Source organism: Sulfitobacter delicatus (assembly GCF_900102535.1).
Lineage (GTDB): Bacteria > Pseudomonadota > Alphaproteobacteria > Rhodobacterales > Rhodobacteraceae > Sulfitobacter > Sulfitobacter delicatus.
Genome location: NZ_FNBP01000008.1, coordinates 21,816 through 40,772, shown reverse-complemented (window position 1 = coordinate 40,772; position 18,957 = coordinate 21,816). Strand labels below are relative to the sequence as shown.

Here is an 18,957-nt window from a genome sequence, read left to right as displayed (position 1 = left end):
GCCCTCCGCAATCCCGACTTTATTACTCAGGTAAAAGAAATAGGGTGCGGAACCTGCGCGCCGCCGGAACCCGCGGGCCATTCCTATTGTTAGCCCGCCAAAGGAGGATGACATGACCCTGCGATTTGAACAGATCCTGGCCGATGGCGTCGCCGAATGCTCCTATCTGCTCGGCGATGACGCCACCCATACCTGCGCCGTAGTCGACCCGCGGCCTGATGTGGGCATCTATATCGAGACCGCCCGTCGTTTTGGCATGGCGATCACCCATGTATTCGAGACCCATATTCATGCCGATTTCCTGAGCGGGGCGCGCGAGTTGGTGGACCGTTTGGGCGGTCAGGCCAAGCTCTACGCCTCCACCGAAGGCGGCGCGGAGTATGGTTTTGACCATGAAGCGGTGCGCGATGGGGATGAGTTTACCTTTGGCGGCATGCGGATGAAGGCGCGTTTTACCCCTGGCCATACGCCGGAACATATGTCCTACATGCTCTACGACGGCGACAAAGACACGCCTTGGGGCGTGCTGTCGGGCGATGCGTTTTTTGTCGACAGCGTGGGGCGGCCTGACCTGCTGGGCGATGATGAGACCGAAGAGTTGACTGAAAAGCTGTTTCACACGGTGCGCGATGTTTTCATGGCGTTACCGGATGATGTGATCATCTACCCCTGTCACGGCGCGGGCTCGGCTTGCGGGCCGGATATCGGGGACCGGATGTCTTCGACCATCGGCTATGAGCGGCGGTTCAACAGCTATGCCAAGATCGAAGACCTTGAGGAATTTAAAGACACCATGCTGAACGACGCGCCGCCGGTGCCCTCGCATTACCCGCGGATGAAAAAGGTGAATGCCAAAGGGCCGAAAGTGTTGCGCAACTTGCCGCGCATTCCGCCGATGACGGTGGAGGGATTTGCCAAGGTGGCGGATGACGGCGCGCAACTGCTTGATGTGCGCGACATGATGGGCTTCGGCAGCGGCTTTGTAAGCGGCAGCCTCAACATCGGCCTGCGTCCGGAACTGTCGGTTTGGGCGGGCTGGTTGCTTGACCCTGAGCGTCCGATCTATCTGGTAACAGAGAATGACGCCGAGGTGGACGATGCGCTGCGTCTTCTATGGCGCACGGGGTTCACGGAGTTTGGCGGTTATCTCGCGGGCGGCATTGGCGCATGGCGCGAAGCGGGGCGTGAACTGGCGCAGATCCCGCAGATCTCGGTGCATGACTTGAAAGGCTCGGACGACGTCTCCCCGCTCGACGTGCGCAAGCCTGATGAATGGGACGACGGCCATATTCCCGGTGCCACCCATGCGTTCTTGGGCGAGCTGCGCGACAAGTTGGGCGACCTCGACAAATCCGCGCCCTATGCCACCTATTGTGCCAGCGGCTTCCGCGCCAGCATCGCTTCGAGCCTGCTCGCGGCTAATGGCTTCACCAATATTCGCAACGTACCGGGAAGCTGGAAGGCTTGGACTGCCGCTGGTTATCCCACTGAAAAGGAGAAAGAATAATGACCGACGACGCACAGAAGATCGCGACGATTGACCCGAACCACACGGTGGCGCTGTTTACGCCTGAGACGGGCACGCTTAAGCAAGCCGCTTCGGCGGGGGCGAAGTCTTTGGTGAACTTCCGCGCCGATGGCGAAAAAGGCGGGCTAACGCCTGACGAAGAGCGAGAGCAGGCCGAGCGCTTGGGGCTGAACTATCTGCACCACCCCGTCACGGCGGACAGTCTTGATGCGGCGCTTGTGGATGACTTCCGCCGCTCTTTGGATGACCTGCCGCAGCCGGTGTTCCTACACTGTGCCTCGGGCAAACGTGCGGGTGCGATGACGCTGATGGCGCTGGCGGCAGATAAGGGGTGGGACGGCGACACCGCTCTGCAAGAAGGCAAAGCGCGGGGCATTGATCTGACGGAAGAAAAGATCGGCCAGTTCGTCAAATCCTATGCGGATGAGAAGGCGAACGCGTAAAGTGTTCGGCGCGTCCGGTTTGGCCGGGCGCGCTGACTTATTCCTCGCGCGCGCAGTAGAGCTTGTGCAGCGTTTCGAGCACGGCCGCGGCCTCATGGCCCTTGACGCTGTAGTAGATCGTCTGCCCGGCACGGCGGCTGTCGACCAGCCCGGCCTCTTTCAGCTTTTTCAACTGCTGCGACATGGTGGACTGAGACACAGCACAGGCCTGGGCAAGATCACCCACCGACCGCTCCCCATCCAGCAGACGGCAGAGGATCTGCAAACGCGCCTCGGAGGCCAGCATCGTCATCAATGCCGCCGCCCCTGCGATATCGCCATCCAGAAAGTCGTCCGAGTTTTTCATATTACGTCCATTGAATATTACGCATCTCGAATATATAGTTCTAGACAGACTGATACAAGGCCAGCCCGCGACATACCACGGGCGCATCACGGAGATGAGAAATGGAAACCGAATTTACCCCTTGGCTGTCGCTCGGCGGCGGCATGATGATCGGGGCCTCGGCGGTGCTGCTGATGGCCACCAACGGGCGCATCGCGGGCATCAGCGGCCTGACGGCCAAGATTTTCACCCGCAGCAGTGATGGAGAGGCCCGCGGCGTCTCGGCGCTGTTTGTGCTGGGGCTGCTTTTGGCTGCACCCCTGTGGCTGCTGGTCTCAGGCGGTTGGCCGCAGCAATGGGTGCCGTCGAGCCCGGTTCTGATGGCCGTCGCGGGGCTGCTTGTGGGCTTCGGCGCGAGCTATGGCAACGGCTGCACCTCGGGCCACGGGGTCTGCGGGATCAGCCGCGGCTCGGCGCGGTCGATCGTGGCGACTGTCACCTTCATGGCGACGGCCTTTGTGACCGTCTTCGTCATGCGTCATTTGATCGGAGCCTGATATGAAACAGATTTTCGCACTTCTTTCGGGCCTGATCTTTGGCCTTGGCCTTATCGTTTCCGGCATGGCGAACCCGGCGAAGGTTTTGAACTTTCTTGATGTCTTTGGCACATGGGACCCGAGCCTTGCCTTTGTCATGGGCGGTGCCATCGCCGTGACTGCACCCGGCTTTGCCTTGCTGTTCCGCAACCGTCAGACACCGCTGTTTGACAACACATTCCGCGTGCCGACGCGCAATGATCTGGAGCCGAAGCTGCTCACGGGTGCGGCGATCTTTGGCATCGGCTGGGGTTTGGGCGGTTTCTGCCCCGGCCCGGCGCTGACTGCTTTGCCTGTGGCCGCGACCGGCACGTTGATCTTTGTGCCCTTCATGCTCGCGGGCATGTGGGCTGCGCGTCATACGCCTAACATTTCACCCAATGCAAATAAAGGAGCCGCATAATGAGCGATCCGCTGAACTCCCCCGTTGTCCGCCACTCCCCTTCGACCGGGGCAGGCAGCCCCGATGTCTGGGGCATCTATGAGCCTGACACCGGGTCGATCCAGTATATCTGTGCTGACCCGGCGACGAAGAAGGCCGCGTTGATTGATGTGGTCTGGAACTTCGACCCGAAGAACTACCGCTTCTCGACCGAGAGCATGGATCAGGTGCTGGACCTTGTGAAAGAGAACGGGCTGACCGTGGAATGGGTGCTCGATACCCACCCCCATGCAGATCACGTCATGGCCTCGGCCCATCTGAAGGAACGCACCGGTGCGCCAAATGCCATCGGCGCACTGGTGCCGGATATCGCCAAGATTTGGGCTGATCTCTACAACCTGCCCAATGCCTTTGACCCGGACCGCGATTTCGACCACCTGTTTGAAGAAGGCGAGACCTTTAAAATCGGTGAGTTGGACGCCAAGGTGATGCTGTCGCCCGGTCACACGCTGGGGTCGATCTCTTATGTCTGCGGCGATGCAGCCTTTGTGCATGACACGCTGATGCAGCCGGATGCGGGCACGTCGCGTTCGGATTTCCCCGGCGGCAAGACGACGGAGCTTTGGGACTCGATCCAAGACATCCTCGCACTGCCCGGCAACACGCGGCTTTATGTCGGTCATGACTATGGCACGAAAGAGCGCAAGGAGCCGATGTGGGAAGCCACGGTGGATGAGCACAAGGCCAACAACATTCACGTCAAGGATGGCACCCAGCGCGAAGAGTATATCGAGCGGCGTCAGAAGCGGGACGCGACCCTGTCGTTGCCAAACCGTATCCTTGCGGCCTTGCAGATCAACCTGCGCGGCGGGCGGCTGCCTGCGGCTGAGGATGACGGCAATCACTATCTAAAGCTGCCGGTAAACCGGTTCGACTAAGCTTGACCGGGCGGCCCTATGGGGCTGCCCTTTCCTTTGACGGATACCCTGACATGACCCTGCCCCCGCTTGCGCAATACCTGCCGATCCTCGACTGGGGACGCCGCTATGACCGTGGCCAGTTCACCGGAGACATGGTGGCCGCCGTGATCGTGACGATCATGCTGATCCCCCAGTCGCTGGCCTATGCGTTGCTGGCAGGGATGCCGCCCGAAGCGGGGATATATGCGTCGATCGCGCCGATTGTGCTTTATGCAATTTTCGGCACCAGCCGGGCGCTGGCCGTGGGGCCGGTGGCGGTGGTGTCGCTGATGACGGCGGCGGCGGTCGGCAATATCGCGGAGAGTGGGACGGCGGGCTACGTTACTGCGGCGTTGACGCTGGCGTTTCTGTCGGGGGCAATGCTGCTGGCGCTGGGCCTGTTTCGGCTGGGGTTTTTGGCAAATTTCCTGTCGCATCCGGTGATTGCGGGGTTCATCACGGCGTCGGGCATTCTGATTGCCGCGAGCCAGTTGCGCCATATTTTGGGGATCGAGGCCGAAGGGCATACGCTCGTCGAGATCCTCGCCAGCCTTTGGGCGCATCTGGGCGAGGTGAACTTTATCACCGTCCTGCTGGGCGTGACCGCCACGGGCTTTCTGTTCTGGGTGCGGGGAGGATTGAAGCCTCTGTTGAAACGCATGGGGCTGGGGCCGCGTATGGCGGATATCGGGGCCAAGATGGGGCCGGTGTTGGCGATTGTCGGCACGACGCTAGCCGTCTGGGCCTTTGATCTGGGCGAAAAGGGCGTGGCGATTGTGGGCGAAGTGCCGCAGAGCCTGCCGCCGCTGACCCTACCCTCTTTCTCGCCCGACCTGCTGTCGCAACTGTTTATCCCTGCGCTGCTGATCTCGATCATCGGCTTTGTCGAAAGCATCTCGGTCGCGCAGACTTTGGCCGCCAAAAAACGCCAGCGCATTGATCCGGATCAGGAGTTGATCGGGCTGGGCAGTGCAAACCTTGGCGCGGCCTTTACCGGGGGCTTTCCGGTCACGGGGGGATTTTCGCGCTCGGTGGTGAACTTTGATGCGGGCGCTGAGACCCCTGCCGCTGGTGCCTTTACCGCTGTCGGGCTGGGCCTTGCGGCGCTGTTTCTCACCCCGCTGATCTTCTTCCTGCCAAAGGCCACTCTGGCCGCCACGATCATCGTCGCGGTGCTGAGCCTTGTGGATTTCTCGATCCTCAAACGCGCTTGGGCCTTCAGCCATGCGGATTTTGCCGCCGTCAGCGTGACGATCCTGCTGACCCTTATCTTTGGCGTCGAGGCCGGGGTTAGCGCCGGGGTGATTACGTCGATCCTCGTGCATCTCTACAAGACCTCGCGACCGCATATGGCCGTCGTGGGGCGCGTGCCGGGAACCGAGCATTTCCGCAACGTCTTGCGCCATGAGGTTGAGACCCAACCGCATGTGCTTTCACTGCGAGTGGATGAGAGCCTCTATTTCCCCAATGCGCGCTACCTCGAAGACCAGTTGTCGCGCCATGCGGCGGATAAACCCGAACTGACGGACGTCGTTTTGATGTTCCCCGCGGTGAATGAGATTGACCTTTCGGCACTGGAGTCGCTGGAAGCGATCAATACGCGGCTCAAGGATGCCGACATCCGCCTGCACCTCAGCGAGGTGAAGGGCCCAGTGATGGATCGGCTGCAGCGGAGCCATTTCTTGGACGAGCTAACCGGGCAGGTGTTCTTGAGCCAGCATGAAGCGGTCTGCGCTTTGGCCAAGCAAGTGCCGGGGGCCGAAGAAACGGCGGCGCGGCGCGAGGGGTAGCCGCGAAGTCTTTCTCGCAACCCTCGCGCTGGCGCCCTATGTTCGCATCAGACAGGCCGAGCCGAGAGGGGCATATGAAAACGCAGGCGATGATTATTCACCTCGCGCGGGCAACAGCACGGCGCGCGCAGGTGGCGGCAATGCAAGAGCGCTTGCCTCTGCCTGCTGAGGTTGTGGACGCCGTGGACGGGCAACAGCTTGCCGAACTGCAAAAGCATGCTTATCAGCCGCGCCTATCGCAGCCGCGTTATCCATTTGAACTGCGTCTGTCGGAGATCGCGGTCTTTCACAGCCATCGGCGATGCTGGCAGAGGATCGTTGACCAGGGGCTGGATGCAGCACTGATCCTTGAAGACGACCTGCAATTTGACGCGGACATCTTCCCCCCCGCATTGAGCCTTGCGCTGGACCACCTGCGCCCCGGCGATTTCATCCGCCTGCCGATCAAGGAGCGCGGCACCCCGGTGGAGGTGATCGCCAGCAACGGCCCTGCCCGGCTTTTGGCCTACGATCGGGTCGGGCTGGGCATGCAGGCGCAATTGGTCAGTCGGGGGGCGGCGGAGGCACTGCTCGCGGCGTCTGAACAATTTGACCGCCCCGTCGATGATTTTGTGCAGATGCAGTGGTTGCATGGGGCGCGGGTGCTGACGGTCTGGCCGTCGGGGGTGCAAGAGGTTTCGGGTGATTTGGGCGGCAGCCTCAATAGCCGCAAGACTGGCGGATTTGAGAAATTGCGTCGCGAGATATTGCGCCCGATCTACCGTCACAGAATGGCCCGCCGGGCCGCGCAGTACCAGAACGCGTCACGGCAGGGCTAGCACGCCCTACCCGCCCCATATTAACCGTTCAACAAGGGGAACCACCCTGCCCCCGGCGCGTTAGGCTGGCATGAAGATAAAACACACCCTCGCCGCCCTCACCGCCAGTCTGATCACCACCACGGCCATGGCCGAACAGGTGGGCAATGTCGATGTCGACTGGCTGGGCAATGACATTGTTGTTGAGGCGGTGGCAGATCCTAAGGTCAAGGGTGTGACCTGCCATCTGGCCTATTTCGAGCGTGGTTTAATTGACCGGTTCCAGAAGGGCAACTGGTTTGAGGACCCGTCGAACTCTTCGATCTCCTGCCGCCAGACGGGGCCGATTGAGATCGGTGATATCGAGATGGACGACGAAGGCGAGAATGTCTTTAGCGAACGCCGCTCGATCATTTTCAAAACCCTGCGGGTGAAGCGAATTTTTGATCAGAAGAACAATACCTTGATCTATATCAGCCACAGCCAGCGGGTGCAGGACGGTTCGGCAAAAATGTCGATGTCTACTGTGCCGCTTTATACCCCCGGGCAATAACCGAATTCTTCGGCAAAGCCTTGCCACGGCTGCAAAGTCGCCTTGCCGGGCGACTGACCTGCGATATGCTGCGCAAAACGCAATGACGTAGCACAGGCAGGTTTCATGAGACATTCACGCAGAACTTTCGCATTTGGCCTCGCAGCGCTTGGGCTGACCTCAGCCTGCTCTACGGGCGGCGGAGTGCTCGGCCCGGTCGCGGCGGCAGGGTTGGCGACGGATATGCAGCCCGTGCCGAACGCGGGCTATGACGCGTGGGTCGCCGCGTTCAAGACCCGCGCGGCGGCGCAGGGGATTTCAGCAAGCACGCTGAGCCGTGGGTTCAACGGGGCGGGATATTTGCCCGGTGTGGTCAAGCGCGACCGCAACCAGACTGAATTCAAACGCTCGCTTGAAGACTACCTCGCCATCGCGGCCTCGGACGAACGTGTATCTAAGGGGCGTGCGGCCTTCGCGCGGCACCGCAGTTCGCTCACAGCGATTGAGGCGCGCTATGGGGTGGCGGCAGAGATCGTAGCGGCGGTCTGGGGGCTGGAGAGTTTCTTTGGCGAGCGACGCGGCGATGTGCCGGTGGTCTCGGCCACTTCGACACTGGCCTATGACGGGCGGCGCGGGGCGTTCTTTGAGAAGCAGTTGGTTGCGGCGCTGAAGATCTTGCAGAACGGTGATGTGAGCGCGGGCGGTTTGACCGGCTCTTGGGCCGGGGCGATGGGGCATACGCAGTTTATCCCTACATCTTATCAAGCCTTTGCGGTGGACTTTAACGGCGACGGGCGGCGCGACATCTGGTCAGGCGATCCGACCGATGCGCTGGCTTCAACGGCTGCTTATCTGGCGCGCAATGGCTGGCAGAAAGGTCTGAAGTGGGGCGGAGAGTTGGGCGATATGCCTGCAAGCGCCGGGTCGGTTTTGCAGCCGCAGGCGGGAGGGCCGAAGTTCGTCGTGACCCGCAACTTCAACGCGCTGAAACGCTACAACAACTCCGACAGCTATGCGATTGGCGTGGGCCATCTGGCCGACCGGATCGCCGGGGGCGGCCCGCTGCGCGGCAGCTTCCCGCCGGATGCCAATGGCTTGACCAAGGATGACCGAATGGAGTTGCAGCGCCGCTTGACCGTACGCGGCTTTGACACTGACGGCACTGACGGGGTGATCGGGCCGAACAGCCGTAAGGCGATCAGCGCCTATCAGCAGAGCGTCGGTCTGCCCGCGACGGGTGAGCCTTCGGTAGACCTGCTGCGCCGTCTGCGCTGAACGGGTTTAGCCAGGGCTGATCCCGGCGCGGTCCAACATGCCCGCGATCTCCGCAAAGGCGGTCGCGGGTGGGGTGTGGTCGGCTTTGCGCTGGCCGAGGAACGTCTCGCAGGGGCCGGCAAAGGCGATGGCGCGGTCAAGCTCGGGGTTGCTGCCGCTGCGATAGGCGCCGATGCGGATCAGTTCTTCCATGTCGGCATGGGCCGCGAGCGCCTTATGGGCCGCCGTGAGCAGCGTATATTCGACATCACTGTGACAATCCGGCAACGTCCGCGAGACGCTGGCGAGCAGGTCAATCGCTGGATAGCGGCCCTTTTCGGCGATGCGGCGGTCAAGCACGATGTGCCCATCGGTGATGCCGCGAACGGCGTCGGCGATGGGGTCGTTCATGTCGTCGCCGTCCACCAGCACGGTGAAAATCGCGGTGATGTCGCCCTTGCCCACCGGCCCCGGCCCCGCGCGTTCCAGCATCTGCGGCAGTTCAGAGAAGACTGTTGGCGGGTAGCCCTTTGCGGTCGGTGGCTCGCGAGAGGCGAGGCCGATCTCGCGTTGCGCCATTGCAAAGCGGGTCACGCTGTCCATCAACAGCAGAACATGCTGGCCTTGGTCGCGGAAATGCTCGGCCACGGCCATGGCGGTCCATGCGGCTTGGCGGCGGGTGAGCGGCGGCTCGTCCCCGGTGGCGACGACGAGAACGGCTTTCTCCATGCCTTCGGGGCCGAGGTCTGTCGCGATGAAATCCTGCACCTCTCGCCCCCGCTCGCCGACCAGCGCCATGACCACCACATCACACTCTGTATAGCGTGCCAGCATGGCCATAAGCGTCGATTTCCCCACGCCGGAGCCTGCAAAGATGCCGAGGCGTTGGCCTTGGCAAAGCGGGGTGAAAACGTCGAGCGCGCGCACATGGGTTGCGAGTTTCGGGCCGATGCGTTTGCGGTCAAAGGCGCCGGGGGGGCTTGCGCGCAGGGGGCGCGGTTGGGTGCCTTCGGGCAGATGGCCTTTGCCGTCGAGCGGCTTGGCCGAAGCGCTGATGACGCGGCCCTTCCAGCTTTCATCCGGGCGGATCACATCGCGGCCAATCGCAACCTCGACCCGGTCCCCCGCCGCAACGCCGCGCCAAGAGCCGAAGGGGAGCAATTCGGTGCCCTGTGTCCCGATGCCCACAACCTCGGCATGAACCGGACCGTCAGAGCCATGCACGATGCAGCGCTCGCCGATGCCCAGCACCCGTTCCAGCCCCACGGCGGTGAGCGTAATGCCGGTGATCGCGCGCACTTCGCCGGTGATCTCAGCCTCCCCCGCCTCGCGGGCAAAGCTTGTCAGCTCGGAAAAGAGTGTCTGCATGGATAAATTTCCTCTAGGAGCGCGGGGTAATATTTACTATACAAGAATTAAACAGGCTATAGGCAAAAAAATGAACTTGTCTAATCTTTCTATCCTTGGACTCGCTTCGGACCGCTTGCAATGGCTTTCGGCCCGGCAAAAGGTGACTTCTGAAAACATCGCCAATGCCGCCACGCCGAACTACAAAGCGCGGGATGTCTCGTCTTTCGAGACCATGCTGAGCGGTGAGCTGTCGCGCGGCACGGGCCTTGTCACCACCCATGACAAACATCTGACCGGCGTGGCCAATGTCACGCCCGGCGTGCGCACGATGGATGACCGCAACGCGACGAGCAGCACGCTCGACGGCAATACGGTGAACCTCGAAGAACAATCCGTTCGCGCCGCCGAGATCAGCGATCAATACAGAATGGCAGCACAGCTCTATCGCAAGAGCTATGACCTGCTGACGATGGCCGTCACTGGAAACAGGTAAGGAAAACGCATGGATCCGCTTCAGTCTATCGCAAAGATCGCCGCCAGCGGCATGACCGCGCAGACCTCGCGTCTGCGGGTGATTTCGGAAAACGTTGCCAATGCCGATTCAACCGGGACAACGCCGGGCGCCGACCCCTTTCGCCGCAAGACCATCAGCTTTTCCGAGCTGATCGACAGCAACAGCGGCGGCTCGCTGGTGACGGTGGATGACATCGGCCGCGACCAGTCGCCCTTCCGCCGCGATTATGATCCGGCCCACCCCGCGGCGGATGAGACCGGCTATGTCAAACGGCCCAATGTCGATCCGATCATCGAGATGGCCAACATGCGCGAAGCCTCGCGCAACTACGAAGCCAATATGAACATGTTCGAAGCAGGCCGCCGGATGCGCAGCCAGATGCTCGACCTGCTGAAGTGAGGCTGACATGAGCGATCCTGCTTCCTTGATCTCTACCGCCGCGGTCCGGGGTGCCTACCGCACCTCGCAATCCCTGACCGGGCAAAAAGGCGAAGCCATTGCCGAAGAGGCCGGGGCCAGTGCCAATAGTTTCACCAATATGGTGCAGCAGGCGTCTGAAAGCGCGCTGGAAACCGTGCGCGGAGGCGAGGCCGTGGCGCAAGCCGGGCTGCGCGGTGAGGCAGATACGCAGCAGGTGGTGGAAGCCATGCTGGCGATGGAACCCACTGTGAAAGTGGCCGTGTCGGTGCGCGACAAATTCGTCGAAGCCTACCAGGAAATCCTGCGGATGCCGATCTAGGCCATGACCGAAACCCAGACCTATGACATTATCTCAGACACCGTGATGGCCGTGCTTTTGGCCTCGGGCCCGGTGCTGGGGGTGGCCTTGGGCATTGGTCTGGTGATCGCGTTTTTCCAAGCGCTAACGCAGATTCAGGAAATGACGCTGACCTTCGTGCCGAAGATCGTGATGATCTTTCTCACGCTGCTGGCCGCGACCCCGTTCATGTATGCCACGCTGAAGAACCTGTCCGACACGGTCTTTGACCTCGTGCAGAGCGGTGGGTTGTGAGGGTATTTTGGCATATCGCTCGTGCGGCGTTTGTGGCTGCTGTGCTTGCGGGGCCTGCTGCGGCGCAGGGCTGGGGCTCTTTCTATGAGCCGTCGCAGAGCAATGCTGTCACCAAGACCGCCCGGACGCTCGCCGCCAAGGGCGGGCCGGAGGGCATTTGCATCCGCGAAATCCTCGCCGCGCAGCTGCGGCATGGGATTCCAGACAACCTGCTGCTGGCCATTGGGCTGCAAGAGGCTGGGACGCGGCGCAACGGGCATTTCACTGTCTGGCCCTATGCCGTCAACGCGGCGGGCGAAGGGCGTTTGTTCGACAATCAACGCGCGGCGCTGGATTGGGTGGCCGAGCGGCGGTCGACAGGCATTCGCTCGATCGACGTGGGCTGTATGCAAATTAACCTGCGCTGGCACCCTGAGGCTTTTGCTGATGTGACCGAAGGGTTTGATCCGCGCGCCAATGTCGACTACGCGGCGCGGTTCCTGAAGCGGCTGCACCGGCGCACGGGCAGTTGGATGCAGGCGGCGGGGTCGTATCATTCCTTTGAGCCTGAGTTCCGCGACACCTACCTCGACCGTCTGCAGAAGAACATTTCCGCCGCCAATGCACGGCTGCCGGAGTTTCAGGCACTGGCAAGTGCCAGCCCCGCCGCGCCTGAGCCACGCAAGCCTACGGCGAAAGCCAAGGGTGGCTATAACCGATTGGCCGCACGGGCCACATGGGGTGCGCAGATTGGCGGAGCGGAGAACGCCCGCCGTTCGCTCTATTCCGCGCATGAGATGCAGCCGGTTCTGCCGCAGTTTACCACCGTACGGGCGGAGGATGCAGGATGAGCACGAAACCGAATTCCGTCCTGCCGCAGCTGAATATGTTCGGGGCCAATAAAGACGTCAGCTTTGCCGTCGGCATGTCGCTGGTACTGGCGGTTCTGTTCCTGCCGCTGCCGCCGATCTTGTTGGATTTCGGTCTGGCGTTGTCGCTGTCGCTCAGCGTACTGATCTTTATGGTTGCGCTGTGGATCCCCTCACCTTTGCAGTTCAACTCTTTCCCGACCCTCTTGCTGGTCACCACCATGCTGCGCCTGTCGCTGAACGTGGCCTCGACCCGTTTGATCCTCAGCGAGGGCCATGCGGGGATGCATGCGGCGGGCAATGTAATCCAAGGCTTCTCCAAGTTCATCGTGGCGGGGAATTTCGTCATTGGCGTGGTGATCTTTGCGATCCTCGTCATCATTAACTTCGTCGTGATTACAAAGGGTTCGACCCGCATCGCCGAAGTCGCCGCCCGCTTCTCGCTGGATGCGATGCCAGGCAAGCAGATGGCGATTGATGCCGACATGGGCGCGGGGCTGATTGACGAAGACGAGGCGCAGCGCCGCCGGAAAGAACTGGAAGACGAAAGCGCCTTCTTCGGGGCCATGGACGGTGCGTCGAAGTTTGTGCGCGGCGATGCGGTTGCGGGGCTGATCATCACGTTGATCAACGTCATCGGCGGTATTCTGATCGGCGTCGTGCAACGCGGCATGGGCGTGGGCGATGCGTTCAACGTCTTTACCTCGCTGACCATCGGCGACGGGCTGGTCAGCCAAATCCCGGCGCTGGTGGTGTCCTTGGCCGCCGGTCTGATCGTGACCAAGGGCGGCACGCGGGGCGCGGCGAATGAAGCGGTGTTTGACCAGCTGTCGAACTTCCCCAAGGCGCTTTACATGGCGGCGATGCTGCTCTTTGGCATTGGCCTGCTGCCGGGCTTCCCGCTGTTTGTCTTTGCCCTGTTGGCCGCGGCTATGGTGGGGCTGGGTGTGATGATCCAGCGCGGCGCGGTTGAGGCCGCCGGAGAGAAGGCTCGCGCCGACGCGGCTGAGCAGCAAAAGCAGGACACCCCTGAAGCTGAGACCAACCCGATGCATCTGGATGAGTTGCGTCTGGTACTGGGCGAAGGGCTTGTCGCGCTGGCCAACCGCCCCGACGCGGTGCTGCCGAGCAAGATCAAATCCCTGCGCAAGCATTTCGCCGAAGAGTTCGGCTTCCCGATGCCATCGGTGCGGATCAAGGACGACGTCAGCCTGCCGATCAACAGCTATTCCTTCCAGATTCACGGCGTTGATGTGGCCAAGGGCGACATCCGCGCCAATCAGATGATGGTGATCAACCCCGAAGGCGCGCCGCTGGCGCTGCCCGGTGAGGCGACGCGCGAACCGACGTTCGGCTTGGACGCGCTTTGGGTCGACAGCAAGGTAGCGGATCAGGCCGAAGCGCAGGGCTATACGGTCGTGGACCCCGAGAGCGTCATCACCACGCATCTCACTGAGGTCGTCAAAGAAAACATGGCCGAGCTGCTGACCTATGGCGCGGCGAAGGAAGCGATTGAGGGGCTGGACCGAAACTATCAGAAGTTGGTGAGCGACCTCCCCGTCCCCTCCCCTGCGATCATGGTGCAGCAGGTCTTGCAAGAACTGCTGCTGGAGCGTGTGTCGATCCGCAACCTGCCGCTGATCGTGGAGGCGATGGCCGAGGCCACACGCCAGACCAGCAAGCCTGCGCTGGTGCTGGAGAATGTCCGCCGCCGCCTGTCAAGCCAGATTTGCCAAGGATTGGCCGACGGTCAGGGGTTCGTGCCGGTCATCACGCTGTCGCCCTCTTGGGAGGCGGAGTTCATCGAGGCTGTGAAGATCGTCGGCGAAGAGCGTACCTTTGTCATGTCGCCTAAACGGGTGCAGGAGTTTGTGTTGCAAGCGCGCCAGCAGATTCAGCGCTTTGCCTCTGAGGACAGTTGGCCCGCGCTGATGGTGAACCCCGAGGCGCGGTCCTATGTGCGCTCCATGCTGGAACGGGTCAGCCCGATGACGCCAGTGATCTCCAACGCCGAAATCCACCGCAAGGTGTCACTGCGGACCGTCGCCACCATCGGGGGCTAGGCATGGACCTTGCTGCCTTCCTCACCGATGCGCTGATGGGGTACTTCGTGGTTTTCGCCCGTATCGGCGGGGCCATTTTGTTCATGCCGGGCTTTGGCGAAACCTCAGTTCCCACCCGACATCGGCTGTTCTTTGGCCTGATCCTGAGCGCCGCCCTCTACCCTGCTACGGGGCTCGGTCCGGTGTCTGAGGACCGCCCCGGTGCGCTCTTGCTGATTTTTGGCGCAGAGGTCACGGTCGGGCTATGGATCGGGCTGGTGGCACGAACGCTGCTCTCGGCACTGCAGTTTGCGGGCTATCAGATGGCGCTGATGTCGGGGTTGGCCAATGCGCTGGCACCCAGCATCGGGGCTTTTGAGGGGGCCACTACCATGGCGGCGATGCTGCTGGCGGGGGCCACGGCGCTGATCTTTATCACCGATCTGCATCACCTGATCATCGAGTCCCTGTTGATGTCCTACACGGTCTTTGAGCCGGGGACTTTCATGCTCTCGGACCTCACAGACCAATTCGCCCGCGCGGCACAGGTGAGCATGTATCTTGGCCTGTCGATTGCCGCGCCCTTTTATGTGGCCGGCTTGGTGCTGAACGTGGGCATGGGTCTGGCGAACCGGATGATGGCGAGCCTTCAGGTCTTCTTTATCGCGCAGCCTTTGCTGATCGCGGCGGGCTTGGCCTTGATGGTGCTGGCGGTTCCGACCATGATGCGGGGGTTCCTTGAGCCTTTCGCGGATTGGCTGACCAGCTACGGATTCTGAGCCATGTCGGAAGAAGACAAGAGCAGTAAGACCGAAGAGCCAACCGAGAAAAAACTGCGCGACGCCCGCAAGAAAGGCGACGTGCCCCAATCGCGCGAGACCGGGACGGCGATGGTGGTGTTTTCACTGCTGATGGTGCTGGTCTTTGTACTGCCCAATTCCATCGGGGGTATCGTCGATGCGCTGCAACGCCCCCTAACTAATGCAGGAATGACCGCAATCAGCACCGGCAGCGCGGGTGTGGTGGAGGCCGGTCAGGTGCTCAAGGGTTTAGGCTTTACCCTGGGTCTCGCGATGATGCCGGTGGTGGGGATCATGGTACTGGCAGCGCTGTTCGGGGTGATGATCCAAGGCGAGACCGTGGTCTCGGCCGAGCGGATCAAGCCGAAACCGTCAAAGCTGAACCCGCTGTCGGGGTTCAAACGTCTGTTCTCGGCTGAAGCCTTTGTCGAGTTTGGCAAGAACACCGCCAAAGTGCTGGTGATCGGGTTTATCACTGTCTGGGTGGTGCGCGACATTGCGCAGTCGCTGGGTCAGACACAGGCCTTTCTGCCCGAAACCCTGCTGCCCGAAGCTTTGGGCAAGGTCCGCTGGATTTTCATGGTGACCACGGTGCTGCTGGTGCCGATTGCCATTGCTGACATCATCTGGAAGCGCGCGCAGTGGAAAAAGAAGCAGATGATGAGCCTTAAGGAAATCCGCGACGAGCATAAGGACAGCGAAGGCGACCCGCAGATCAAGGGCCGCCGCGCCGAACTCCGCCGCGCCCGCGCACGCCAGCGCATCGCACAGGCGGTCCCGGGTGCCAGCGTGATCCTGACCAACCCGACGCATTTCGCCGTGGCGCTGAAATATGAACAGGGCGAGGATGATGTGCCGGTCTGTGTGGCGAAGGGTGCCGACGTCATGGCGCATCGCATCCGGGAGTTGGCCAAAGAGCACGACATTCCGATGATCGAAAACCGCCCGCTGGCCCGGGCTTTGCACGCCACTGTCGAGGTTGATGAGCGCATCCCGATGGAACATTGGCAGGCGGTGGCCGAGATCATTGGCTTTGTCATGGACATGCGCCGCAACGTGCGCCGCAAGCCGCCCGCAGGCTCAACAGTGCGCGAGGATTAAGCGCCCTGCCCTAGCGAAGCTTGAGCCCTTCGAGATTGCGATCAGCGGGGAGTTTGGAGCGTTCCAGCAAAATCTTGGTGATCAGCCGGGCGCGGACAAGGCTGAATGACCCCATGATCTGCGCCGCATCACGCTCTGGCATGGCGCCGATGACCTGCACGGCGGTCTCAATATCAATCTCATCCATGATGCCCGCCGCGACCTGCGGCTTCATATTGCGGTAAAGCTCGACCAGTTTGGTCATGTCTTGATTGTTGGCCTCGTCAATCACCTTGAGCTGTGCGCCAATCTCGTCGCGCAGGTTGGCAAGACGCGTCTGCTCGGCCTTGAGGCTCTGCTCGGCCAGCGCCAGTTTTGCTTCGCGGTCCGCGATGGTAGCGCGTTGGTCTTTAAGCAAGGCCCGTTCTTCAGCGATGGCTTCGGCAATGAGATGGCTCGGCTCGCACATGCCGCTTTCGCCGGGCGCGCTGGCGTCATAGCTGGGCGGCGCGGGGGCGGCGGCCAGTTCGACCGGAACCGGCGGCTTTTCTGCCGGGGTCTCGGCAATCGCCATCATCGGCATGAATTCCACCGTGAGCTTGAGCACCCCGGCAACCCCGAGGCCCAGAAGGGCGATCTTAGGCAGGGAAATACGGCTCATTCCTTGCGCTCCTTAGTGATGTCGAAAAAGGTGCGGACCAGTTCGGATTTGCCCTGCACCGCTGTCTGCCCGCGCACCTGTGCCCGACCTTTGAGGCGGGCAGCGCGTTTTTCTGCGGGGCTTTGGCTGAGGGGCGCGGCCTCTGCTGGCGCATGGCGCGGCTGGGGCGCTTGCTTTTGCACAGGTGGTTCAGGGCGTTGCGCCTTGGCGCTGAGATCGCGCAGTTCTTCAACCGATTTGGTGGATTGATCAACCGCGCTTGAGAATGCGCCAACCATCGGCTCCATCTCGCGCAGGGATTCCATCAGGCTGCGCACGCGGCGGTCAAGGATAAAGGCATAGACCAGCGTGCCGACCAGCAGCACGATGATGATGATATCAATCAAGGCTGGCATCATCGTCGATCTCCTCCTCAGTCTCGGCGGGCAGCAGGGATTGGATCACCCGCAGCGCCAGCGCGCCGTTGCTGCGTTGGCCAAAGGCGGCTTGGAACATCGGCTGGGCGTTGACCATGCCGACCACGGGCGTGTCCACCGTCATGCCAAGGTCAATCACATGGCCGGGCTTCCACTCCATCACTTCGCGCAATGGGATTTTGACCTCTTGCAAGACACCGGTGATCGTCACGGTCGTGCTGGAAATCTGGTTGTTCATATCCTTGCGCGCGTTGCTATCCGTCGTGGACCGCCCGCCAAGGAAGGGCTGCGCGAGCTGTGCGCTGACTTCGTCAAGATTGCCGTAGGGCAGGATTAGCGTCATATGCCCGCTGCGGTCTTCGAAGGACATATGCAGGCGCACCGCCACTGTCGCCGTACGCGGCGCTGCCAGCATGACAGAGCGCGGGTTGGATTCCAGCGATTGGATGTCGAAGGTAACCGGGCTGATGTCGGCGAGGCAATTGCTCAGCACCTTAAGCGACAACTCCGCCAAGCGGCGGCCAAGCTTTTGCTCGATGGCAGTCAGCCCGCGCGGTTTCCATTCGTTTGGCGGCGCGCGACGGCCGCCGAGCATAATCTCCAACACCGAGAACAGGAGGTCAGGTTCGACAACACAGGCGATCTGGGTGTTCCAACCCTGCGCGTCGGCAATGGCAAAGAGTGAGGGCGCCTGCGTGGCTTCCATCGCGTCTTCATAGGGGAGGTATTCCAGCGACTGCAGCTCAATTTCAGGCGAAACAGTGCAGTAGGATTTCAGATCAGGCACCAGCGCCAGCAAGAGCCGGTCGACGATAATTTCCAAGGTGGGCAGCCGCTGAAAGCTCTCCCGCGCTTGGCGGATCATCGTTTCTTCGAGGCTCAGCGCCTCTTCCTGGGGCGAAGTTGTCGCGCTCATTGCACCACCATATCCGCGATCAGAATTTCCCGCGGCGCTTCGGTATGGCCCACGGCCCGAGCGCGGCGGAGCAGTTCGGTTTTCAGCATCGCGAGACCGTAGCTGCCGCTCAGGTCGCTGACATGCAACTGGCGCAGGAAGTCTTGGAAGCTGTCCCGCAGATAGATTTCGCGCGCCACCAAGCGATCCGCACCTTCGAGCGTGTCGTCATAGACCATCAGCATGTTGAGCTTAAGGAAACGGCTGGTCTTGCCCCCCTGCGGGCCGGTGTCGGTCACGTTCACGATGATTTCGGGGAAGGGCATGACCGGCATCTTGGCTTTCGCCTCTTTGCCGTCTTTACCATGCTCATCCTTGCCGCCATGGCCATCGTCTTTGTCGCCGTCTGCCTTGGCGTACTTCTCGCCTTCAGCGTCCTGAGTTTCCGCTGGCGTATCGCCCCCGAGCCCGACCATTTTCAACATGGTCGACGGGCCGATTGCCAAAGCTGCCCCGCCGATCGCGGCAACGGCGCAGAGGAGAGCGACAGCAAGGATAGCGACAATCTTTTTCATATTTCCAGTCTTACTCAGATCGCGCGAGGAGCGCCATACGCAAGAACAAATACATCTTCAATCAAGCTTTATTGCAACAGAAACCTGTTTATTTCCCACATCGAGCAAGTATAAATCGATATATACTTGCATAGCGGGTGCCGAGCAGGGAATGCTGG

General features: G+C 61.4%; 23 protein-coding genes. 17 read left to right on the top strand and 6 right to left on the bottom strand.

Annotated features, from left to right (window positions below; translation table 11 throughout):
* The first annotated feature begins 112 nt into the window (after positions 1 to 112).
* Positions 113 to 1,507, top strand: a complete 1,395-nt coding sequence (locus tag BLS57_RS13585) for an MBL fold metallo-hydrolase (protein ID WP_093743255.1) — start codon at positions 113 to 115, stop codon at positions 1,505 to 1,507.
* Positions 1,507 to 1,971, top strand: a complete 465-nt coding sequence (locus BLS57_RS13580; protein ID WP_093743253.1) for a protein tyrosine phosphatase family protein — start codon at positions 1,507 to 1,509, stop codon at positions 1,969 to 1,971. Before BLS57_RS13585 ends, BLS57_RS13580 begins: the two co-directional genes overlap by 1 nt.
* A 37-nt stretch (positions 1,972 to 2,008) precedes the next feature.
* Here BLS57_RS13580 and BLS57_RS13575 read toward each other — a convergent pair whose 3' ends face one another.
* Positions 2,009 to 2,317, bottom strand: coding sequence for an ArsR/SmtB family transcription factor (locus BLS57_RS13575; RefSeq protein WP_093743251.1), 309 nt, complete (start codon positions 2,315 to 2,317; stop codon positions 2,009 to 2,011).
* A 101-nt stretch (positions 2,318 to 2,418) separates the two neighbouring features.
* Between BLS57_RS13575 and BLS57_RS13570 the strand changes: the two genes are divergently transcribed.
* From BLS57_RS13570 to BLS57_RS13540, 7 genes are all read left to right on the top strand, one after another.
* Entirely contained in the window at positions 2,419 to 2,853 is a 435-nt protein-coding gene (locus tag BLS57_RS13570) for a YeeE/YedE family protein (RefSeq protein ID WP_093743249.1), read from the top strand.
* A 1-nt stretch (position 2,854) separates the two neighbouring features.
* A complete protein-coding gene (locus tag BLS57_RS13565; RefSeq protein WP_093743247.1) occupies positions 2,855 to 3,295 on the top strand; it encodes a YeeE/YedE family protein in 441 nt (146 codons plus the stop codon).
* Positions 3,295 to 4,212 (top strand): MBL fold metallo-hydrolase, encoded by a 918-nt coding sequence (locus BLS57_RS13560; RefSeq protein WP_093743245.1) that lies wholly within the window; start codon positions 3,295 to 3,297, stop codon positions 4,210 to 4,212. The genes BLS57_RS13565 and BLS57_RS13560 overlap by 1 nt, the downstream gene beginning before the upstream one ends.
* A gap of 53 nt (positions 4,213 to 4,265) precedes the next feature.
* Positions 4,266 to 6,023: a SulP family inorganic anion transporter gene (locus tag BLS57_RS13555; protein WP_093743243.1), complete on the top strand. Its 1,758-nt coding sequence runs from the start codon at positions 4,266 to 4,268 to the stop codon at positions 6,021 to 6,023.
* Positions 6,024 to 6,097: 74 nt separating this feature from the next.
* Positions 6,098 to 6,841, top strand: a complete 744-nt coding sequence (locus BLS57_RS13550) for a glycosyltransferase family 25 protein (protein ID WP_167356436.1) — start codon at positions 6,098 to 6,100, stop codon at positions 6,839 to 6,841.
* A gap of 70 nt (positions 6,842 to 6,911) precedes the next feature.
* The gene (locus BLS57_RS13545) at positions 6,912 to 7,373 is read left to right on the top strand and encodes a CreA family protein (protein WP_093743239.1); all 462 of its coding nucleotides are present in this window, start codon (positions 6,912 to 6,914) and stop codon (positions 7,371 to 7,373) included.
* A 105-nt stretch (positions 7,374 to 7,478) separates the two neighbouring features.
* Positions 7,479 to 8,627, top strand: a complete 1,149-nt coding sequence (locus tag BLS57_RS13540) for a lytic murein transglycosylase (protein ID WP_093743238.1) — start codon at positions 7,479 to 7,481, stop codon at positions 8,625 to 8,627.
* A 6-nt stretch (positions 8,628 to 8,633) separates the two neighbouring features.
* Here the strand turns inward: BLS57_RS13540 and BLS57_RS13535 are convergent, their stop codons facing one another.
* Positions 8,634 to 9,974: a FliI/YscN family ATPase gene (locus BLS57_RS13535; protein ID WP_093743235.1), complete on the bottom strand. Its 1,341-nt coding sequence runs from the start codon at positions 9,972 to 9,974 to the stop codon at positions 8,634 to 8,636.
* Positions 9,975 to 10,044: 70 nt separating this feature from the next.
* Between BLS57_RS13535 and flgB the strand changes: the two genes are divergently transcribed.
* The 8 genes from flgB to flhB are packed head-to-tail and all read left to right on the top strand — an operon-like array spanning position 10,045 to position 16,273.
* Entirely contained in the window at positions 10,045 to 10,449 is a 405-nt protein-coding gene (gene flgB, locus BLS57_RS13530) for a flagellar basal body rod protein FlgB (protein WP_093743233.1), read from the top strand.
* A 9-nt stretch (positions 10,450 to 10,458) separates the two neighbouring features.
* Positions 10,459 to 10,869: a flagellar basal body rod protein FlgC gene (flgC, locus tag BLS57_RS13525; RefSeq protein WP_093743231.1), complete on the top strand. Its 411-nt coding sequence runs from the start codon at positions 10,459 to 10,461 to the stop codon at positions 10,867 to 10,869.
* A 7-nt stretch (positions 10,870 to 10,876) separates the two neighbouring features.
* Positions 10,877 to 11,209 carry a flagellar hook-basal body complex protein FliE gene (gene fliE, locus BLS57_RS13520; RefSeq protein ID WP_093743229.1) on the top strand — a complete coding sequence of 111 codons (333 nt, stop codon included), beginning with the start codon at positions 10,877 to 10,879 and terminating at the stop codon, positions 11,207 to 11,209.
* Positions 11,210 to 11,212: 3 nt separating this feature from the next.
* Complete coding sequence (locus BLS57_RS13515) at positions 11,213 to 11,482, top strand: flagellar biosynthetic protein FliQ (protein WP_093743227.1); 270 nt, start codon at positions 11,213 to 11,215, stop codon at positions 11,480 to 11,482.
* Positions 11,479 to 12,312, top strand: coding sequence for a lytic transglycosylase domain-containing protein (locus BLS57_RS13510; protein ID WP_093743225.1), 834 nt, complete (start codon positions 11,479 to 11,481; stop codon positions 12,310 to 12,312). Before BLS57_RS13515 ends, BLS57_RS13510 begins: the two co-directional genes overlap by 4 nt.
* On the top strand, positions 12,309 to 14,393 hold the full coding sequence (flhA, locus tag BLS57_RS13505; RefSeq protein WP_093743223.1) for a flagellar biosynthesis protein FlhA: 2,085 nt from the start codon (positions 12,309 to 12,311) through the stop codon (positions 14,391 to 14,393). The genes BLS57_RS13510 and flhA overlap by 4 nt, the downstream gene beginning before the upstream one ends.
* Positions 14,394 to 14,395: 2 nt before the next feature.
* A complete protein-coding gene (locus tag BLS57_RS13500; protein WP_093743221.1) occupies positions 14,396 to 15,151 on the top strand; it encodes a flagellar biosynthetic protein FliR in 756 nt (251 codons plus the stop codon).
* Positions 15,152 to 15,154: 3 nt separating this feature from the next.
* Positions 15,155 to 16,273, top strand: a complete 1,119-nt coding sequence (gene flhB, locus BLS57_RS13495) for a flagellar biosynthesis protein FlhB (protein ID WP_093743219.1) — start codon at positions 15,155 to 15,157, stop codon at positions 16,271 to 16,273.
* A gap of 10 nt (positions 16,274 to 16,283) precedes the next feature.
* Here flhB and BLS57_RS13490 read toward each other — a convergent pair whose 3' ends face one another.
* From BLS57_RS13490 to BLS57_RS13475, 4 genes are read right to left on the bottom strand one after another with little or no spacing between them, the layout of a single operon-like run.
* A complete protein-coding gene (locus BLS57_RS13490) occupies positions 16,284 to 16,913 on the bottom strand; it encodes a MotE family protein (RefSeq protein WP_093743217.1) in 630 nt (209 codons plus the stop codon).
* Entirely contained in the window at positions 16,910 to 17,311 is a 402-nt protein-coding gene (locus BLS57_RS13485; RefSeq protein ID WP_244153692.1) for a flagellar motor switch protein, read from the bottom strand. The genes BLS57_RS13490 and BLS57_RS13485 overlap by 4 nt, the downstream gene beginning before the upstream one ends.
* Positions 17,292 to 18,245 carry a flagellar motor switch protein FliM gene (locus BLS57_RS13480; RefSeq protein WP_093743215.1) on the bottom strand — a complete coding sequence of 318 codons (954 nt, stop codon included), beginning with the start codon at positions 18,243 to 18,245 and terminating at the stop codon, positions 17,292 to 17,294. The genes BLS57_RS13485 and BLS57_RS13480 overlap by 20 nt, the downstream gene beginning before the upstream one ends.
* Positions 18,242 to 18,799 (bottom strand): flagellar basal body-associated FliL family protein, encoded by a 558-nt coding sequence (locus BLS57_RS13475; protein WP_093743213.1) that lies wholly within the window; start codon positions 18,797 to 18,799, stop codon positions 18,242 to 18,244. The genes BLS57_RS13480 and BLS57_RS13475 overlap by 4 nt, the downstream gene beginning before the upstream one ends.
* Between the last annotated feature and the right edge of the window lie 158 nt (positions 18,800 to 18,957).

What these genes read in the sequence shown, in the direction of transcription:
- BLS57_RS13475 (WP_093743213.1), bottom strand. Translation starts at nt 18,799, where the DNA reads ATGAAAAAGATTGTCGCTATCCTTGCTGTCGCTCTCCTCTGCGCCGTT.
- BLS57_RS13575 (WP_093743251.1), bottom strand. Translation starts at nt 2,317, where the DNA reads ATGAAAAACTCGGACGACTTTCTGGATGGCGATATCGCAGGGGCGGCG.
- flgC (WP_093743231.1), top strand. Translation starts at nt 10,459, where the DNA reads ATGGATCCGCTTCAGTCTATCGCAAAGATCGCCGCCAGCGGCATGACC.
- BLS57_RS13585 (WP_093743255.1), top strand. Translation starts at nt 113, where the DNA reads ATGACCCTGCGATTTGAACAGATCCTGGCCGATGGCGTCGCCGAATGC.
- flhA (WP_093743223.1), top strand. Translation starts at nt 12,309, where the DNA reads ATGAGCACGAAACCGAATTCCGTCCTGCCGCAGCTGAATATGTTCGGG.
- BLS57_RS13565 (WP_093743247.1), top strand. Translation starts at nt 2,855, where the DNA reads ATGAAACAGATTTTCGCACTTCTTTCGGGCCTGATCTTTGGCCTTGGC.
- fliE (WP_093743229.1), top strand. Translation starts at nt 10,877, where the DNA reads ATGAGCGATCCTGCTTCCTTGATCTCTACCGCCGCGGTCCGGGGTGCC.
- BLS57_RS13480 (WP_093743215.1), bottom strand. Translation starts at nt 18,245, where the DNA reads ATGAGCGCGACAACTTCGCCCCAGGAAGAGGCGCTGAGCCTCGAAGAA.
- BLS57_RS13490 (WP_093743217.1), bottom strand. Translation starts at nt 16,913, where the DNA reads ATGAGCCGTATTTCCCTGCCTAAGATCGCCCTTCTGGGCCTCGGGGTT.
- BLS57_RS13515 (WP_093743227.1), top strand. Translation starts at nt 11,213, where the DNA reads ATGACCGAAACCCAGACCTATGACATTATCTCAGACACCGTGATGGCC.
- flgB (WP_093743233.1), top strand. Translation starts at nt 10,045, where the DNA reads ATGAACTTGTCTAATCTTTCTATCCTTGGACTCGCTTCGGACCGCTTG.
- flhB (WP_093743219.1), top strand. Translation starts at nt 15,155, where the DNA reads ATGTCGGAAGAAGACAAGAGCAGTAAGACCGAAGAGCCAACCGAGAAA.
- BLS57_RS13555 (WP_093743243.1), top strand. Translation starts at nt 4,266, where the DNA reads ATGACCCTGCCCCCGCTTGCGCAATACCTGCCGATCCTCGACTGGGGA.
- BLS57_RS13485 (WP_244153692.1), bottom strand. Translation starts at nt 17,311, where the DNA reads ATGATGCCAGCCTTGATTGATATCATCATCATCGTGCTGCTGGTCGGC.
- BLS57_RS13545 (WP_093743239.1), top strand. Translation starts at nt 6,912, where the DNA reads ATGAAGATAAAACACACCCTCGCCGCCCTCACCGCCAGTCTGATCACC.
- BLS57_RS13560 (WP_093743245.1), top strand. Translation starts at nt 3,295, where the DNA reads ATGAGCGATCCGCTGAACTCCCCCGTTGTCCGCCACTCCCCTTCGACC.
- BLS57_RS13500 (WP_093743221.1), top strand. Translation starts at nt 14,396, where the DNA reads ATGGACCTTGCTGCCTTCCTCACCGATGCGCTGATGGGGTACTTCGTG.
- BLS57_RS13550 (WP_167356436.1), top strand. Translation starts at nt 6,098, where the DNA reads ATGAAAACGCAGGCGATGATTATTCACCTCGCGCGGGCAACAGCACGG.
- BLS57_RS13570 (WP_093743249.1), top strand. Translation starts at nt 2,419, where the DNA reads ATGGAAACCGAATTTACCCCTTGGCTGTCGCTCGGCGGCGGCATGATG.
- BLS57_RS13580 (WP_093743253.1), top strand. Translation starts at nt 1,507, where the DNA reads ATGACCGACGACGCACAGAAGATCGCGACGATTGACCCGAACCACACG.
- BLS57_RS13535 (WP_093743235.1), bottom strand. Translation starts at nt 9,974, where the DNA reads ATGCAGACACTCTTTTCCGAGCTGACAAGCTTTGCCCGCGAGGCGGGG.
- BLS57_RS13540 (WP_093743238.1), top strand. Translation starts at nt 7,479, where the DNA reads ATGAGACATTCACGCAGAACTTTCGCATTTGGCCTCGCAGCGCTTGGG.